The 16225-nt window shown below is 69.9% G+C and carries 16 protein-coding genes; 5 read left to right on the forward strand and 11 right to left on the reverse strand.

From position 1 onward, the window contains the following. Positions 1–53 precede the first annotated feature (53 nt). Positions 54–1307: a YbfB/YjiJ family MFS transporter gene (locus C8261_RS10385; RefSeq protein WP_181358925.1), complete on the forward strand. Its 1254-nt coding sequence runs from the start codon at positions 54–56 to the stop codon at positions 1305–1307. Continuing rightward, positions 1304–1906: a carboxymuconolactone decarboxylase family protein gene (locus tag C8261_RS10390; protein WP_107493635.1), complete on the forward strand. Its 603-nt coding sequence runs from the start codon at positions 1304–1306 to the stop codon at positions 1904–1906. The genes C8261_RS10385 and C8261_RS10390 overlap by 4 nt, the downstream gene beginning before the upstream one ends. Positions 1907–1915: 9 nt before the next feature. Here C8261_RS10390 and C8261_RS10395 read toward each other — a convergent pair whose 3' ends face one another. From C8261_RS10395 to C8261_RS10410, 4 genes are all read right to left on the reverse strand, one after another. After that, entirely contained in the window at positions 1916–2389 is a 474-nt protein-coding gene (locus C8261_RS10395; protein ID WP_107493636.1) for a DUF2269 family protein, read from the reverse strand. Next, complete coding sequence (locus C8261_RS10400; RefSeq protein WP_107493637.1) at positions 2386–3633, reverse strand: SDR family oxidoreductase; 1248 nt, start codon at positions 3631–3633, stop codon at positions 2386–2388. Before C8261_RS10400 ends, C8261_RS10395 begins: the two co-directional genes overlap by 4 nt. Further along, positions 3630–4055 carry a thiol-disulfide oxidoreductase DCC family protein gene (locus tag C8261_RS10405; protein ID WP_107493638.1) on the reverse strand — a complete coding sequence of 142 codons (426 nt, stop codon included), beginning with the start codon at positions 4053–4055 and terminating at the stop codon, positions 3630–3632. The genes C8261_RS10400 and C8261_RS10405 overlap by 4 nt, the downstream gene beginning before the upstream one ends. Positions 4056–4148: 93 nt before the next feature. Continuing rightward, positions 4149–4679, reverse strand: a complete 531-nt coding sequence (locus C8261_RS10410) for a GbsR/MarR family transcriptional regulator (RefSeq protein WP_107493639.1) — start codon at positions 4677–4679, stop codon at positions 4149–4151. 240 nt (positions 4680–4919) lie between these two features. Here C8261_RS10410 and C8261_RS10415 point away from each other — a divergent pair, with 240 nt between their 5' ends. Beyond that, on the forward strand, positions 4920–6248 hold the full coding sequence (locus C8261_RS10415; protein ID WP_181358926.1) for a hypothetical protein: 1329 nt from the start codon (positions 4920–4922) through the stop codon (positions 6246–6248). Positions 6249–6257: 9 nt separating this feature from the next. On the opposite strand, the gene C8261_RS10420 is transcribed toward C8261_RS10415, so the two are convergent. The 7 genes from C8261_RS10420 to C8261_RS10450 all read right to left on the reverse strand — a co-directional run bounded on the left by C8261_RS10420 (position 6258) and on the right by C8261_RS10450 (position 15096). Beyond that, positions 6258–8321 carry a YgiQ family radical SAM protein gene (locus C8261_RS10420; protein ID WP_107493680.1) on the reverse strand — a complete coding sequence of 688 codons (2064 nt, stop codon included), beginning with the start codon at positions 8319–8321 and terminating at the stop codon, positions 6258–6260. 111 nt (positions 8322–8432) lie between these two features. Next, on the reverse strand, positions 8433–8813 hold the full coding sequence (locus tag C8261_RS10425; RefSeq protein ID WP_107493641.1) for a DUF2784 domain-containing protein: 381 nt from the start codon (positions 8811–8813) through the stop codon (positions 8433–8435). Positions 8814–8823: 10 nt separating this feature from the next. Then, positions 8824–11913 carry an efflux RND transporter permease subunit gene (locus C8261_RS10430; RefSeq protein ID WP_107493642.1) on the reverse strand — a complete coding sequence of 1030 codons (3090 nt, stop codon included), beginning with the start codon at positions 11911–11913 and terminating at the stop codon, positions 8824–8826. After that, positions 11910–12887 (reverse strand): efflux RND transporter periplasmic adaptor subunit, encoded by a 978-nt coding sequence (locus C8261_RS10435; RefSeq protein WP_107493643.1) that lies wholly within the window; start codon positions 12885–12887, stop codon positions 11910–11912. Before C8261_RS10435 ends, C8261_RS10430 begins: the two co-directional genes overlap by 4 nt. Before the next feature lie 64 nt (positions 12888–12951). Continuing rightward, positions 12952–13860 carry an adenylate/guanylate cyclase domain-containing protein gene (locus tag C8261_RS10440; protein ID WP_107493644.1) on the reverse strand — a complete coding sequence of 303 codons (909 nt, stop codon included), beginning with the start codon at positions 13858–13860 and terminating at the stop codon, positions 12952–12954. Between the two features lie 280 nt (positions 13861–14140). Further along, on the reverse strand, positions 14141–14722 hold the full coding sequence (locus C8261_RS10445) for a DNA-3-methyladenine glycosylase I (RefSeq protein ID WP_107493645.1): 582 nt from the start codon (positions 14720–14722) through the stop codon (positions 14141–14143). After that, positions 14719–15096 carry a hypothetical protein gene (locus tag C8261_RS10450; protein WP_181358927.1) on the reverse strand — a complete coding sequence of 126 codons (378 nt, stop codon included), beginning with the start codon at positions 15094–15096 and terminating at the stop codon, positions 14719–14721. The genes C8261_RS10445 and C8261_RS10450 overlap by 4 nt, the downstream gene beginning before the upstream one ends. Positions 15097–15287: 191 nt before the next feature. Between C8261_RS10450 and C8261_RS10455 the strand changes: the two genes are divergently transcribed. Together C8261_RS10455 and C8261_RS17645 are read left to right on the forward strand one after the other, a co-directional pair. Then, positions 15288–15563 carry a phosphopantetheine-binding protein gene (locus C8261_RS10455; protein ID WP_107493646.1) on the forward strand — a complete coding sequence of 92 codons (276 nt, stop codon included), beginning with the start codon at positions 15288–15290 and terminating at the stop codon, positions 15561–15563. Next, positions 15563–16219, forward strand: a complete 657-nt coding sequence (locus tag C8261_RS17645) for a COG4648 family protein (RefSeq protein ID WP_235864894.1) — start codon at positions 15563–15565, stop codon at positions 16217–16219. Before C8261_RS10455 ends, C8261_RS17645 begins: the two co-directional genes overlap by 1 nt. Positions 16220–16225 lie beyond the last annotated feature (6 nt).

The raw sequence follows: 16225 nt of genomic DNA on the forward strand, positions 1-16225 counted from the left end.
AACGTTCAGAACTTTTCACTGGAAGGAAAAATACTAGCCCATTACAGTGCGGCATGGACAGCACGACACCCCAACCCGACCTGCCCGCCGTTCCCGCCGCCACCGAACGCGCGGCGTGGTGGATCGCGCTGGGCGGCCTGGCTGCGCTGGCGGTGGCGATGGGCATCGGCCGCTTTGCGTTCACCCCGCAGCTGCCGCTGATGCAGGCCGATGCCGGCATCTCGCTGGCAACCGGCGGCTGGCTGGCGGGGGCGAACTACCTCGGCTATCTGCTCGGCGCCCTGCTCGCCGGGCGCCGCGGGGCCGCGCCGCAACGGTTGCTGCGCATCGGCCTGTGGGCGGTGGTGGCGAGCACCGCGGCAATGGCGCTGCCCGGCGCCACCCCGGTATGGCTTGCCGCGCGCTTCGCCGCCGGGGTGGCGAGCGCCTGGGTGCTGGTCGGTACCGCCGCGCTGGCCCTGCCGCGCCTCGCCGAGCTCGGGCGCGCCGGGCTCGGCGGCGTGGTGTTCACCGGCGTCGGCGCCGGCATTGCGCTGGCGGGCCTGCTCTGCCACGCGGTCGCCCTTGCCGATGCCGGCTCCGCCAGCGGCTGGGCCTGGCTGGCTGCGCTCGCCCTGGGCGGCACCCTGCTCGCCGGCCTTGCCGCACGGGCCGGCGCAGCAGCGATGCACGGCGCAGATCGCACGGCATCCGCGCCGACCGACGCCGCCGCCGCATCCCAGCCCCCCGTCCACCGCGTCGCACCGCGGGAGGCCCGTCGCCTGGTGCTGTGCTACGGCCTGTTCGGCCTCGGTTACATCCTGCCCGCCACCTACCTGCCCGCACAGGCCCGCATGCTGCTGGCCGACCCCGCGCTGTTCGGCTGGATCTGGCCGCTGTTCGGCCTCGCCGCGATGCTGTCCACGCTCGCTGCCGGGCTGCTCGCGCGCTGGCCGCGGCGCCGCAGCTGGGCCGTGGCGCAGGTGCTGATGGCCATCGGCGTGATCCTGCCCGCCGTGCAGCCCGGCCTGCCGGCGCTGGGCCTGGCCGCGCTGTGCGTCGGCGGTACCTTCATGCTGGTCACCCTGTTCGGGCTGCAGGAGGCACGCGCCTGCGGCGGTCACGACGCGCGCCGCCTGATGGCCGCGATGACAGCCGCCTTCGCCACCGGCCAGCTCGCCGGCCCGCTGATTGCCAACGCCATCCAGGCCCTCGGGCTCGGACTGGAGGCGGCCTTGTGGCTGGGCGCCGCGGGCCTGCTGGCAAGCAGCTCGCTGCTCCTCCACGGCAGCCCCGACCCACAACCCCAAATGGAGATCCGCTCATGACCACGACCCCGCAGGGCTTCGGCCCCGACACCCGCGAACGCCTGCCGCTGCCGCCCGCCGAGGCGATGAACGACGCCCAGCGCGCCGCTGCGCAGGCCCTGATCGACGGCCCGCGCAAGGGCGTGAAGGGCCCCTTCATCCCGCTGCTGCGCAGTCCGGTGCTGATGGAGCGCCTGGCCAGGGTAGGCGAATACCTGCGCTTCGAGTCCGCGCTGCCCACGCGCATCAACGAGTTCGTCACCGCCGTGGTGGCACGCCATGTTGGCAACCAGTTCGAATGGGCCATCCACCAGCCGCTGGCGCTGGCGGCCGGGGTCGATGCGCGGGCGCTGGATGACGTGGCGGCCGGCAGCCTGTGCCCGCGCAAGCTCGCCGAGGACGAACGCGCCGCCTGGGCTTTTGCCAGCGAACTGCTGCACACCCACGGGGTGAGCGAACCGACCTACCAGGACGCGCTGGCGCTGTGGGGCGAGCAGGGCGTGGTCGAACTCACCACCCTGATCGGCTACTTTGCCTGCGTGTCATGGGTGATGAACGTCGCCCGCACCCCGGCGCCTGCCGGCAGCGGCGTGGCACCGCTGGCGGGGCTGCCCGGCTGATGCCCGCCCTCACCACAGCGCCGGCTTGGCCACCATGAGGTAGAACACCACCATCATGGCGATGAAGGCCGGGTAGCCGAGCGCTTCCCAGATGCGTGCATAGCGCCAGTAGCGCGGTGGCAGTTCGCTGCCGCCCTGCTGGGCCGCCACGGCCATGTCGCGCAGGCGAATCTGCAGCCAGACGACCGGCAGCCAGCACAGGCCGGTGAACAGGAAGAGTGCGATCGAGGCGAGGATCCAGCCGGTTTCCAGCGTCCAGCCGGCCTGGTACATCAGCCACAGGCCGGACAGTGGCTGGAAGATCACCGCGGGGGTGGTGAACCAGGTGTCGGCGCGCACTACCAGGCGGCTGACTACGCTGATGGCGGGCAGGCTGCCGCTGCGGTTGGCAAAGAACAGGTAGAACGCGGTGCCAAAGCCGGTGCCGACCATCAGCACCGAGGAGAGGATGTGCAGGTATTTGACCACCAGATAGCTGTTCATGATGTTTCCTCCGCCCAGAGTTGAACGAGAATGGCCGCCACCGCGAGGTTCTTGAGGATGGGGCCGAAGGGGTGATGCAGGAATTCCGGCAGTTGCCAGGCGATCAGCGCGCTGTAGGCACCGATGAGCAGCAACTGCGCCTGCCACAGACGCCGCCCGGGGCGGACCACGGTGAGCACCGCCATGGCGAGGTCGAGCACGCTGGCGCCGATCAGCGCGCTCACGCCGAGTGCGCCGCTGAGGCCGAAGAGGGCGAGCATGGCGAGGCTGTCCGCCCACGGCCACACCGCGAGCGAGACCCAGGCGGTGACCAGCCAGATCAGCGCCAATACGCCTTGCAGCATGGGCCTGCGCCAGGTCGCCAGAGCCGCCTGGCGCAGCTCGGGTGATCGGGCCGCTGGAACGAAGTCCGCCGAATCGCGCAAGGGGCGCCCGAGCAGGGCGGTGGCCGGCGCCGGGTCGCCGCAGTTGCCGGCGCGCAGCATGGCCCAGGTGTCACGGGTCAGCAGACTGCCGGGAAAGCGCTCGGCGACGCCTGAGGCAAGGCTTAAGCACAGGCCGGGTATGCGAATGCGCATTGCCGGCGCGAGCCCCAGCGCCTTGCGGTAGCAGGCCAGCAGCTCGGCGAAGCTCAGCGGGCGGGGGCCGGGAAGATCGACGATGACCGGGTGCGGACGCACCGAGCGGAGGACTCTGACGATCAAGTCGACGAGGTCGTCCACATGCACCGGTTGCACGCGGCAACCGGCGGGCACGGGGTGCACCGGCAGGCTGGCGAGGGTGCGGAAAAAGCGCGCCGAGGTGCCGTGCTCGCCATAGATCAGCGCCGGGCGCAGCACTACGCCGCCACCCGGCTGCGCGAGCAGGGCGGCATCGGCGCGCGCCTTGCTGTCGAGGTAGGCGGTGCCGCCGCGCGCTGCGCCGAGGGCCGAGATCTGCACGACCTTGTCGATGCCCCGTTGCGCGCAGGCGGCAAAGAGCGCGGCCGGTGCGCGGTGGTGGATGGCATCGAAGTCGCCGGCCTGGTGTTCGCGCAGGATGCCGACCGCGTTGACCACCGCGTCGATGCCGCCAAGGCGCGGCAGCCAGGTATCGACGGAGGTGTCCTGGCGGAAGTCGATGGCGATGTCGTCGGCTGTTGCGGGGCGTCGTAGCCCGCGCACGACCAGATGCCCCTCTGCGCTCAGGGCGGTGCAGATCGCCCGGCCGAGAAAGCCGCCGGCACCGCAGACGAGTATTCTCATGGCTGCCTCCGTTCGCACGCGGCGCTGGAGCACGCGGCCGCGTCGGCAGCGCAGAAGCGCGCGAGGCGGCGCGACAGCCAGGGCCGGTGGCGGGCAAAAAGGCGGTAACCCAGTTCGAGCATCGCTGCCACCCCGGGCCAGCCCATGGCAGCGGCCACGCGGCGAAGGCCGGTGGCGGCCAGGGCGATGCGGAACACCGCCGGCCCATCGACGATGCGGCCATCGGCACAGCGCCCGTGAATGCGGGCCAGGAGCTGCGCCTGCGTGCGTCCGTAGTGGGACGGATCGAACGTGTCGGCGCGGACGTCGATAAAGCGCAGATGGCCATCGCGGTCGCGGCGCTGCAGGCGGGCGACATCGGCGCGGCACAGGGCGCAGTCACCGTCGTAGAGGAACTCGAAAGGGTAGATTCGCGGGTCCATCGAAGCCTCCTATTTTCGTTTCCGTAATTTCTGTCAAAAGAGAAACTGTTGCTGCAAAAAAATGGGCCGCAGCCCCTGCCCGACGGCTGCGCCCTACTCGGGCGCGCGGCGGATGAGCTTGCTGACCCCGGCGCCGAGCTTGAGCACCTTCATCAGCGTCCTGGGATCCTGGCGCAGCATCTCGTCGGCCCACACGGTGAGCAGAGAGATGAATTCGCGCGTCTCGGCAATGCGCTGACGGGCGCCGGCCGACTCGCGGGCGAAGTCCTCGCTTTCCAGCAGTTCGGCGAGCACGTCGAGGGTGGGCTCGATCTCGCGCTGCCGCCGCCCTTCGACGATGAGGCGGAAGAGCTCCCAAACGTCCTTCGAGGTCTCGAAGTGATCGCGGCGGTCGCCCAGCGCATGCACCATGCGCACCAGCCGCCAGGACTGCAGCTCCTTGATGCTGTTGCTGACATTGGAGCGCGCCAGGCCGAGGGTTTCGGCAATCTCGTCGGCAGCCAGCGGGCGCTCGGCGAGGTAGAGCAGCGCATGGATCTGCGCGACGCTGCGATTGACGCCCCAGCGCGCACCCATTTCTCCCCAGTGCAGGATGAATCGTTCGGAGACCGGTGTGAGTTTCATGAGCTCATGATAGCCGGCGCTTTATTTCTGTCAAGACAGAAATTTCAGAAACATTCCGCAATTGAAAAATATTCTTTCCGGATACACCGGCCGCGCAATTGGGCGTATATTCCCCGCGCACGCACGCTATCCACCGGCGACGCCGGGATGGACGCAGCGGCGCCTTTTTCCAGCCCATGCATCAGTCCGCGACAAAGGAACACCATGTCATCCGCCTCCACACGGTTCAACCGCCTGTTCATGACCAAGACCCTGGTCGCCGCCCTCGTGCTCGGCGGCTGCGCCTCCACCCCGCTGAGCGGCGTCGCCGCATCGGCCATTCCCGAAGAACTGTCGGGGGAGCTGACCACGCGCAGCGCCCTCAACGTCAACGACGGCTCGCGCTACCAGACCTTCACGCTGCAGATGCGCGCCGGCGAGATGGTACGGGTGAGCCGCGAAGGGGCCCTGTCCGGCGCCATGCTGACCCTGCTCGACGCGCAGCAGCGCGTGGTCAGCGGGCCGCGTCGCGACGTCGCCTATCTGGTAGCGCCACGCGACGGGCGCTACACGCTGACCGTGAGCGGCGTCGACGACAGCGCCTACGGCCCGTTCACGCTGACGCTGAAGACCGTCAGCGTGCGCAACGACGGCGCTCTCGGGCTCGGCGAGGAAATCTCTGGCGTACTGCCCGGACGCAGCGACGGCAACACCTACAGCTTCACGGTGAATGAGGACGGCCTCTATCTGGTGGCACTCGATTCGGAGGAGTTCGACACCGTGCTGCGCCTGCAGGGCGAAGGCTTCGACATGGAGGACGACGACGGCGCCGGCAACGGCGAGACCAACTCGCGCCTGACTGCCTACCTCGTCCCGGGCACCTACCAGGTCACCGCCACCGGCCTGAGCCGCAGCGACGCCGGCACCTACACCCTGCGCGCCGAACGCCGCGAACTGCCTCCCGGCGTGACGCTGCGCACCGAAGGCGAGATCGCCCTCGGCGAGGAAATCACCAGCTTCATCGGCAGCAATGCGCCCGCATACACGGTAACCGTGGCCGAGCGCGGCATGCTGCGCGTGCTGATGCGCTCTGCGGACGTGGACAGCTACCTCCACCTCAGCGGCCCGGGTGTGGACGTCGTCGATGACGACGGCGCCGGCCAGGAATTCGATGCGCGCATCCTCGCCCTCGTCGAGCCCGGCACCTACACCATCACGCCGTCTACGGTGGATGGCCGCAGCGGCCTGTTCACGCTGTCCACGGAACTCAGCGCGGTCTCCCCGATCGGCGGGGTGGTAGTGCCCGGACAGACCGTTACCGGCGTGCTCGCCGAGAACGCCAGCGCCACCGCGACGCTGCGCATCGCCACAGCCGGCAGCTACCGCATCGAGCTGATCTCGGCAGAGTTCGACGCCTACCTGAAGCTGGAAGGCAACGGCGTGGAAGTGGAAGACGACGACGGCACCGGCAGCACCGATGCCCGCCTGGAGCTCAACCTGCGTGCGGGCGACTACCGCCTCACCAGCAGCGCCTTCGACAACGTCGGCGGCGGCCGCTACCTGATCTCGGTGCAGCCGACCGGCAACTGACCGCCAGGCTCAGCGCCGCCCGCGCCGCACAGCCTGTCCCGCGCGCGGCGCGGGCGGCGTGGCACGGGCGGTGGCGGCGGCCAGCGGCTGCTGCCAAGGCACCAGTTGATCGGGCCGGTTGCCGATCAGCTCACGCCGCCCCATGGCCTGCAGGGCCTCGCGGATCAGCGGCCAGTTCTCCGGGTCGTGCCAGCGCAGCAGGGCCTTGTGCAGCTTGCGCGACTTGCCGGCGCGCGCGGTGTCGACGCTTTCCGAATCGGCCGTGACCTTCTTCAGCGGATTCCTGCGGCTGTGATACATGGTGGTGGCGAGCGCCATCGGCGTGGGCAGGAAGGTCTGCACCTGGTCGGGGCGGAAGCCGTTCTTCTTCAGCCAGAGGGCGAGATTGACCATGTCCGCGTCGGTGGTGCCGGGATGGGCGGCGATGAAGTAAGGCACCAGATGCTGCTTCTTGCCCGCCTCTTTCGAGTATTTGTCGAAGAGTTCGCGGAATTTCTCGTAGGTACCGATGCCCGGCTTCATCATCTTGGAGAGCGGGCCGGCCTCGGTGTGCTCGGGGGCGATCTTGAGCAGGCCGCTGACGTGGTGGGTGACCAGCTCCTTGACGTATTCGGGCGAGCGCACCGCGAGGTCGTAGCGCAGCCCTGAGCCCACGGTGACCCGCTTCACCCCCGGAATCGCGCGCGCCTTGCGGTACAGCGCAATCAGCGGACCGTGGTCGGTGCCGAGGTTCTCGCAGATGCCCGGATAGACGCAGGACAGGCGGCGGCAGGAGGCCTCGATCTGCGGGTCCTTGCAGGCCATGCGGTACATGTTGGCGGTGGGGCCGCCCAGATCGGTGATATGACCGCGAAAATCCGGCATCTTGTCGCGGATGTCCTCGATCTCGCGCAGGATGGAGGCTTCCGAGCGGCTCTGGATGATGCGCCCCTCGTGCTCGGTGATCGAGCAGAAGGTACAGCCGCCGAAGCAGCCGCGCATGATGTTGATCGAGAACCTGATCATCTCCCAGGCCGGGATGCGCGCCCCGCCGTAGGACGGGTGCGGTGCGCGGGTGTAGGGCAGGCCGTAGACGAAGTCCATCTCCGGGGTGGTGAGCGGCAGCGGCGGCGGGTTGATCCACACGTCGCGTCGCCCCGCCCCTTCGCCGTGCGCCTGGCGCAGCGCGCGGGCGTTGCCCGGGTTGGACTCCAGGTGGAAGACGCGCGAGGCGTGGGCGTAGCGCACCGGATCGGCGCTCACTTCTTCATACGACGGCAGGCGCACCACGGTGTGGGCGCGCTGCGCGCGGCGCCCGGAGAGGCGCTCGGCACGGCTGACGATGCGCACCGGCTGGGCGCCGTCCGACGGGGCCGGGTTCGCCGCGGCGGGCTCCATGGCCGGATCCATTGCATAAGGGTCGGGATGCGGAGCGATGCGTCCGGGGCGGTCGAGCGCCAGTGAGTCGATCTCCTGCCATTCGGCACCCGGCAGCCAGTCGCCGCGCACCATGAAGGCGGTGCCGCGCAGGTCGCGGATCTCGCCGATCGCCTCGCCGGCCGCCAGGCGCCGGGCCAGCGCCACCAGGGCGCGTTCGGCGTTGCCGAAGAGCAGCAGGTCGGCCTTGGAATCGGCCAGCACCGAACGGCGCACCTTGTCCGACCAGTAGTCGTAGTGCGCGATGCGGCGCAGGCTGGCCTCGATGCTGCCGATCACCACCGCGGCGTCGGGGAAGGCCTCGCGCGCGCGCTGGGCGTACACGGTGACCGCACGGTCCGGCCGCCGGCCGGCTTCGGCGTTGGGGGTGTAGGCGTCCTCGGAGCGGATCTTGCGGTCCGAGGTGTAGCGGTTCACCAGCGAATCCATGTTGCCCGCGGTGACGCCGAAGAACAGCCGCGGGCGGCCGAGGGCGCGGAAGGCTGCGGCGCTGGTCCAGTCGGGCTGGGCGATGATGCCGACGCGCAGACCGTGTGCCTCGAGCAGGCGGCCGACCAGGGCCATGCCGAAGCTGGGGTGATCGATGTAGGCGTCGCCGGTGACCAGAATGACGTCGCAGGCGTCCCAGCCCAGCGCGTCCATTTCGGCACGCGACATCGGCAGGAAGGGCGCGGCCTGCTGCGGCGCGCGCGCGCCGGCGAAGATCGGCGCGGGGGTGGAGCTATCGGGGGACACGGGGGAGGCCTGCTGCGGGGTAAGGGCGTGATTCTACTCGGAGTGTCTGCCCGCCCGGCAGTTCCGGCGCCAGGCCCACAGATAGATCCCCAGGTTGAGCACCACCACGAACACCCCCATGCCGATCTGCAACTCGCGGGTCAGCCCCGCGGGGTAGATCAGCGGCAGCAGGTAGTGCTCGATGAAACCGCCCTCGATGCCGGCCTGCCCGGCCGCGCGGCGGTAGTGGTCCTCCAGCGGCGTGAGCGGACAGAGAAAGCCGCCCAGCTCCACCGTCGCCCCCCACAGCGCCGCCGGCAGGTGCCCCCAGGCGGCGCGCGGCCAGCGCAGCGTCAGCAGACCACCCAGCACCACGAAGACGATGAAGGCCAGATGCAGCACCAGCAGGCCATCGGCGATCAGCCGCGCATCCACGGCGCGGCGCTCAGGCGGCGGCCTGCGGCGATGCGCCCATCGCCAGGCGGTAGATGAGCGGGATGGCGAACAGCGTCAGCACGGTGGAGAAGCCCAGCCCCCAGACGATGCTGGCGGCCACCGGCCCCCACATCAGCGACTTGCCGCCCAGCCCCACCGCCAGCGAGAACAGCCCGCCGATGGTGGTCACTGAGGTGATCAGGATGGGCACCACGCGCCGCCGCGCGGCGTACACCGCGGCGTGCAGCGCGCTCATGCCGGCGTTGCGGCGTTCGTTGGCGGCGGCAATGAGGACGATGGCGGAGTTGACCGCGATGCCGGTCAGCGCGATGACGCCGTAGAGGGTGTACAGCGACAGCGGATTCCCCGACACCAGCAGACCCAGCACCACGCCGGTGAAGGCCAGGGGCACGGTGGCGAGGATGATCAGGGGCTGGAAGTAGCTGCGGAACTGGGTGGCGAGGATGAGGTAGATCAGCCCCAGGCCGAGAGCGAACAGGCGCGCCATGGAGTCGAGGCTCTCGTAGATGTCGTCGAGCTCGCCGGAGAAGTCCAGCTCGACGCCGGGGAAGCGTGGCTGCAGTTCGGCCCACGCGGCCTTCAGGCGCTCGTTGGCGGCAACGGTATCGATGCGCTCGCGGTCGAGTTCAGCCTCCACGGTGATCGCGCGCTTGAACTGGTAATGGCGGATGTAACCCTTGGATACCCGCAACTCGGCATCCACCAGTTCGCCGAGCTGGATGACGCGGCCGTCGACGAGGCGCACCGGGCGCTGCAGCACTTCGGTGACGTCGACCATCTCCGCCGGCCGCGCGCGCACCACCACCTCCATCTTCTCGCCATGGTCGCGGGTCACCCCGACCACCTCGCCTTCGCCATAGAGGCGCAGCAGGCGGGCCAGCTCGGCGGCGGAGACGCCGGCGCGGGCGAGTTTCTCGCGGTTGGGCTGCAGGCGCAGCTCGCTGCGCCCGGCAACGTCGTCGTCGGTGATGTCGCGGGTGCCGTCGATGGCGGCGAGCGCGGCAATCAGCGCATCGGCGGCAGGGCGCAACTGGTCGTAGTCGTCGGCCTTGAGCTTGACGCTGATGGGCTTGGCGGTCGGCGGCCCGCCCTTCATCTCCAGGAAGGCCGGCCGCGCTTCGCCGCCCAGGGCCATGATCGCCGGACGCAGGCGCTCGATGATCTCGGCGCTGTCGGCCATGTCGCCGACACGCGGCTGCAGCGACACCAGCACCTGGCCGTACTGGTCGCCGTAGAGCGGCTCGGTCTCGGTGAACTTGATCCCCGCCGAGGCCACCACCGAACGCAGCTCGTCCGCGCCGAGCTGTTCGCGCACCACCTGCGCGGCACGCTCGCTCTGCTCCAGGGTGCGCGCCAGGGTGACGCCGGGCGGCATGTCCATGTGGATGTAGAACAGGCGGATGGAATCGAAGGCGAAGAACTGCGTGCGCACCACCCCGGTACCGACCGCCGCCAGCGCACCGGCGATCAGCACCACGACCAGCGCCAGCGCGCTGCGCGGGCGGCGCATCACCGCGATCAGCAGACGGGCATAACGTACCCGGAGGAGATGGGTGTAGTGCTCGCGCAGGCGCTGGGCGCGCCCCGGCGCCTTGCTGAAGTCGGGGCGCAGGGCGAGGACGTGGGCGGGCAGGATCCAGAAGGCTTCGAAGAGGCTGATCAGCAGGGCCACGGTGACCACGAAGGGAACCACGAACATGAAGTCGCCGAGGATGCCGTCGAGCAGCATCAGCGGCAGGAAGGCGGCGATGGTGGTGAGGATGGCCGAGAGCACCGGCGCACCGACCTCGGCAACGCCGCCGACCACCGCGGCCAGCGGCGGCTCGCCGCGCTGCAGGCGGTAGTAGATGGCTTCCACCACCACCACGGCGTCGTCGACCACCATGCCGAGAACAATCACCACGCCGAGCAGGACGGTGAGATTGAGCGTCGAGCCGATGCCATCGACGACGATGAAGGCGCCAGCGAGCGCGAACGGGATGCCGATGGCGACCAGCACCGCGATGCGGCTGCCGAGGAACAGCCAGCACATGCCGAGCACGGCGAGCAGGCCGATCAGCGCATTGGACTCCATCACCCCGATGGCGCTGCGGGTCTCGTGGGTCTGGTCGTCGAGCATCACCAGCTGCACGCCCTGGGCGCGCAGCAGCTGGTTGCGCGCCGCGGCGAAATCGCTCAGGCGCGCAACCAGCTCCAGGGTGTTGGTGCCGGCCTGCTTGTTGACCGACAGCATGATCGCCGGCATGGCGTTGTAGGCCACCAGCTGGGCGGTGCGGTCGTGCCCGCGGGCAACGCGGCCGAGTTCGCCGAGCGCCACCCGCCCCTGCGCGGTGATCACCGCAGCGTCGGCGAGCAGTTCGGGGTCGGTGGTCTTGCCTTCCAGGCGCACCAGCCACTCGCGGTCATGAACGCGGATGCGCCCGCCGAGGGTGTTGCGGAACCAGCCGGCAACGCTGTCGGCGACCTGCAGCGGCGAAAGCCCGGCGGCGGCAACGCGCTCGGGGTCGAAATCGACGTGCAGTTCGGGCTCGTCGAGACCGAGGGCGAGGACCTGGTCGACACCGGCGAGCTGCTCGATGTCCTTCTTCAGCGTGAACGCCGCACGGCGCAGGTTCTCGCCGCCTGCCGGCGCATAGACGGCGAGAATGGCGGTGGGAAAGCCGTTCGAGGAGGTGATCTCGAGCACCTGCGGGTCGGTGGCATCGAAGGGCAGCTCCGCCGCGGCCTTGTTCTGCACTTCGCGGCGCAGGTCGGCGATGCGCTTGTCGAACAGGCGCTCGCCGATCTCCTCGAAGCGCACGAGGATGGACGACACCCCCTCGCGACTCGACGAGGAGACGAACTTGACGTCCTTGATCTGCGCCAGCGCATCTTCCAGCGGCGCGGTGAGCTCGCGTTCGACGTCCTCGGCGGAGGCCCCCGGCAGGGTGGTGACGATGCTCACCCAGTTGAAGTTGATCTCCGGGTCCTGCGCCCGCGGCATGCCCAGGTAGCTGGCGATGCCGGCAATGATGACCAGGGCGAAGGCGATGTTGGCGAGCGGATGATTGGTGATCAGGCGCTCGTACCAGTTGCTCACTGCGCCGCCTCCGGCAGGCCGATGCTGAAGCGCTCGGCATCGATCAGCGCGGTGTCGGCGGGCAGATCGACGGCCACCGCGCGCCCGGCCTCGGCATGTGGCAAGGCGACGAACAGCGGACGCCCGGCGCTGAGCACCCACACCCCGGCCTCGCCGTCACGCCGCTGCACCCAGGCCGGCGGCAGATGGGGCGTGGTGCTGCGCCAGCGCAGCTCGCCGGCCAGCCCCGGCGTGAGCGCCGCGGCCGCGGTGAACACCGCCTCCTGCATCTGTCCGGCCGTGGACACCAGCGGCGACACGCGCTGCAGCGTCACCGCCACCGCCTCGCCGCCGGCATGCAGCTGCCAGCCCGCAGCGGCGCGCAGGGTTGCCATCAGGCTCACCGGCACCTGCGCATGCACCTCTGCGCCGGCACTCGCCGCCAGCACCAGCAGCGGCGTGCCGGGGGCGGCGAAATCGCCGACGCTGGCCAGGCGTTCGCCGACCACCCCGGCGTAGGGCGCGCGGATGACGGTGCGGGCAAGCTGCAGGCGGGCGCTGTCGAGGGCCTGGCGCGCGGCCCCCAGCTCACTGCCGAGCACCGCCAGTTCGGTTTCCTTGATGCGCAGGGCGTCGGCGCTGAGGAAGCCGCGCGCCGCCAGCGCGCGATGCTGGGCGAGCTGGGCCTCGGCCAGGCGCAGGCGGTTGGCGAGCAGCTCGACCTGGTTGCGCGCCCGTTCGACGTCGAGGCGGTAGCTGCGGTCGTCGATGCGCAGCAGTTCGGCGCCGCGCTCGAAACGCTGGCCGACGCGCGCCGGCAGGGCCTCGATGCGGCCGCTCACCTCGGCGGCGACGCGGGCGCGCTCGGCGGCAACGACCTGCGCCGGCGCGCGGTACTCGGGGTACTGGACGACCTCGGCGAGCGGCCGCGTCGACCACTGTCCGCCCCAGGCCAGCGCGGGGGCGATGCAGATCAGGGCAATCAGGGTTTTCATGCGCGCGGGGATCCGTTCCTGGAGCCGCCTGCCGGGGGCTGTGCAGGCAGGCCGTAGAAGGGGGTCAGTCGAGGACGCGGAAGCCCAGCGTCGGCACGGTGAAGTCGTCGGGTGCGGCGCCGAGGGCGATCTCGCCCTCGCCGTGGAGCACGAAGCCGTCCCGGCGCAGCATCAACGATTGCGGAGACCCGGCCAGCCGCACCCAGGTTCCGTTGCTGCTGAAATCGGTCAGCAGGCACTGCCCGCCGGACCATTCGATGCGCGCATGGCGGCGCGAGACGCGCGGATCGTTGACGATGAAGCCGGCTTCCTCGCCACGGCCGATGACCAGCGGCCCCTCGCTGGCCGGCAAGCGGCGCTGCAGGTCCAGCCAGATCAGCTCCAGCGCCCGCTCGCGCGGACTGCCGGCGGGTTCCTCACCAACCACGGAAGGGAAGATCAGCGTGGCCTCGGCGGTGCGCCCCCAGTCCACCCGCCACACCCGCACGGCTTCCGACTTGCCCTTGATGGCGATGCGGTCGAGGCTGTGACAGCCGGCGCGCTGGTCGTCGCGCAGGCGGGTGAACACGGCATCGCCGAGGAGGATCTCGTTGGCTTCGGCAAGGTCGGAAAGGCGCGAGGCGACATTCACCGCGTCGCCGTAACAGTCGCCATCGTGCTCGACGATGGCGCCGTACTCGACGCCGACCTTGATCGACGGCACCGCCGATCTGGCGCTGCCGTTGGACAGTTCGGCAAGCGCGGCAGGCAGGCGCACGCAGGCGTCGACAGCGGCATTGCTGTCATCGAAGAGCACCAGCACGCCGTCGCCGAGGTATTTCACCACGCGCCCGCCGGCGGAGCTGAACTGCCAGCCCATGGCCTGCATCGCGCGGGTGATGAGCTGGGTGGCAAGCATGTTGCCCAGCGCCTCGTAGAGCGCCGTGCTGCCACTGAGGTCGGCGAAGACCACCGTGCCTAGACGCTGGCGCATGCCTCTCCCCGGCCACTGCGGCAGAACGTGCACGGCGTGGCGACAGCTGCGTGTGGCTTCTGCCACCCGCAGCGCACTCGCGCACCCCTGTCGTCGTCTCCCATATTCACCCCCACGGCGCCGCGAAACCCTGGCGCGCATTTCTCACCCCGTCCCTGCTGGGTGCCGGGGTGGGAAATGCGGGCAAGCCCGGCTGTCCTCTCTCCGGTGCGCAATGCTATCACCGACCGCCGCCCGCGTCATTGCCCTGCAGCATGCAGGGCGAATGGCGGGAGCCGGCTCAGAGGGCGCGGGCGAGTTCGGCGCAGGCCTGGTGGCGGGGGCAGCCGACGAGGTGGTCGTTGACCATCCCGGTGGCCTGCATGAAGGCGTAGCAGATGGTCGGCCCGACGAAGCGGAAGCCGCGGGCGCGCAGCGCACGGCTCATGGCCTCGCTTGCGGCCGTGGTCGCGGGCACCTCGGCGAGCGTCTGCCAGGCATTGTGCAGCGGCTGGCCGCCGACGAAGCTCCACAGCCATGCCACCGGATCGATGCCCTCGGCGCGCAGGCGCAGCCAGGCGCGGGCGTTGTCCACCGCCGCGGCGACCTTGGCGCGGTTGCGGATGATGCCCGCGTCGGCGAGCAGTGCAGCCTGGCGCGCATCGTCCCAGGCGGCGATGCGCACGGGATCGAAGGCATCGAAGACCTCGCGGTAGTGCGCGCGCTTCTTCAGCACCGTGTACCAGGACAGTCCGGCCTGGGCACCTTCGAGAAGGAGGAATTCGAACAGCAGGCGCTCGTCGCGGACCGGCACGCCCCACTCCTCGTCGTGATAGGCGACGTAGAGCGGATCTTCACCGGCCCACGGACAGCGCACGCTCAGCCTTCCTGAGGCGGTTTGGCGCGCGGGGGCTTCTTGCGGAACTTGCGCGCAGGCTTGCGCGCGCCGCCGGCTTCGGCGGCGTTGCCATTGCCATTGCCGGCGCCACTGGCAAGCGCAGCGGCGGGCTGCTGCGGCCGGGGCTGCGACTGACCGCCGCCGGGCTTGCGCCGCCGCGCGGCATTGCTGCCCCCCCCGCCACTGCCACCGCCGCCCTGGCGGGCGCCGTACTCGGGGCCACCGACACGGTTGCCGGGGGCGAACATGATTTCCAGCTCGTTCAGTTCATCCCATTCGGCATCGCTGCGGTGGCTGTCCGGAATGGCGAGCAATTCCTGCAGACGGGCGCGGGGGGAAACGTTCTTCGGTTCGTTCATTGCAGCTCATTCCATCTGGGCGTCCGCAGCGTCTGCACGGCGCAGGCGATGCACGGATCAAGTGTCGTGAGTTTACGGCCAAAGACGCATTTTTTCCTACCCTCGGAAACGTAAACGGGCGAAAATTCGCCCTCCACGCTGCCGGAACTCCGGCGCGTTCCTCTTTCCCAGCCCAGAAGCACGCCAAAGAAATGACCGAAGCACCGCAGCCCGCCGCCCTCCATCGCGAAGTCGCCGAACTGATCGTCGCCGCCCTCAACCTGGAGAACGGCGCCGACACCATCGAAGCCGACGCGCCCCTCTACGGCGAAGGCCTCGGCCTCGACTCGATCGACATCCTCGAGGTCGCACTGGTGGTTTCCAAACGCTACGGCTTCTCGCTGCGCGCCGACAACGAGGACAACCTGCGCATCTTCGCCTCGCTGCGCAGCCTGTGCGAGCACATCGCCGCCAACCGGACGCAGTGATGGAAAACTGCCTGCGCTTCGGGCGCAGCGTGCTGGTCGGCAGCGCCGTGCTGCTGTGGCTGGTACTGGCCTACCTGACCACCGCCAGCGGCGAACCGAGCACCTTCGGCGCCCTCGTCGCGGTGGTGCCCTACATGGGCATCGCGCTGGCAATGGCGCTGCGCGCTCGCCACCGCATCCCCGCGCTGCTGGCGTGGGGTACGGTGGCACTGGCCATTATCTGGCAATGGGGGCACATCGAGAGCCACTTCGAATGGCTCTACTTCATCCAGCACATCGGCGTGTTCACCCTGCTCACGATCGGTTTCGGACGCACCCTGGGTGCCGGCGCGACGCCGATGATCACGCACTTCTCGCGGCTGGTGCATGGCGACCCGCTGCCCATCGAACTGCTGCGCTACACGCGCGCGGTCACCGTGGCGTGGACGCTGTTCTTCGCTGCCATGAGCGCCAGCTCGGCGGCGCTGTTCTTCTTCGGGCCGATGAGCGCGTGGTCGCTGCTGGTCACCCTGCTCACCCCGGCGCTCACCGCGGCGATGTTCGCTGCCGAGTTCATCGTCCGCCTGCTCGTCCTGCCCGGCCACATGCGCACCGGCCTGATCGACTCGATCCGCGTGGTGGCGTGCAACGGGCGCCGCAACGCCCCGCCCGCCTAGAGCGCT

The organism is Pseudothauera lacus, from assembly GCF_003034845.1.
GTDB lineage: Bacteria > Pseudomonadota > Gammaproteobacteria > Burkholderiales > Rhodocyclaceae > Pseudothauera > Pseudothauera lacus.

Coding starts and splice junctions, on each gene's coding strand:
- C8261_RS10385 (WP_181358925.1), top strand. CDS start 54: ATGGACAGCACGACACCCCAACCCGACCTGCCCGCCGTTCCCGCCGCC.
- C8261_RS10390 (WP_107493635.1), top strand. CDS start 1,304: ATGACCACGACCCCGCAGGGCTTCGGCCCCGACACCCGCGAACGCCTG.
- C8261_RS10395 (WP_107493636.1), bottom strand. CDS start 2,389: ATGAACAGCTATCTGGTGGTCAAATACCTGCACATCCTCTCCTCGGTG.
- C8261_RS10400 (WP_107493637.1), bottom strand. CDS start 3,633: ATGAGAATACTCGTCTGCGGTGCCGGCGGCTTTCTCGGCCGGGCGATC.
- C8261_RS10405 (WP_107493638.1), bottom strand. CDS start 4,055: ATGGACCCGCGAATCTACCCTTTCGAGTTCCTCTACGACGGTGACTGC.
- C8261_RS10410 (WP_107493639.1), bottom strand. CDS start 4,679: ATGAAACTCACACCGGTCTCCGAACGATTCATCCTGCACTGGGGAGAA.
- C8261_RS10415 (WP_181358926.1), top strand. CDS start 4,920: ATGACCAAGACCCTGGTCGCCGCCCTCGTGCTCGGCGGCTGCGCCTCC.
- C8261_RS10420 (WP_107493680.1), bottom strand. CDS start 8,321: ATGTCGCGTGCCGAAATGGACGCGCTGGGCTGGGACGCCTGCGACGTC.
- C8261_RS10435 (WP_107493643.1), bottom strand. CDS start 12,887: ATGAAAACCCTGATTGCCCTGATCTGCATCGCCCCCGCGCTGGCCTGG.
- C8261_RS10440 (WP_107493644.1), bottom strand. CDS start 13,860: ATGCGCCAGCGTCTAGGCACGGTGGTCTTCGCCGACCTCAGTGGCAGC.
- C8261_RS10450 (WP_181358927.1), bottom strand. CDS start 15,096: ATGAACGAACCGAAGAACGTTTCCCCCCGCGCCCGTCTGCAGGAATTG.
- C8261_RS10455 (WP_107493646.1), top strand. CDS start 15,288: ATGACCGAAGCACCGCAGCCCGCCGCCCTCCATCGCGAAGTCGCCGAA.
- C8261_RS17645 (WP_235864894.1), top strand. CDS start 15,563: ATGGAAAACTGCCTGCGCTTCGGGCGCAGCGTGCTGGTCGGCAGCGCC.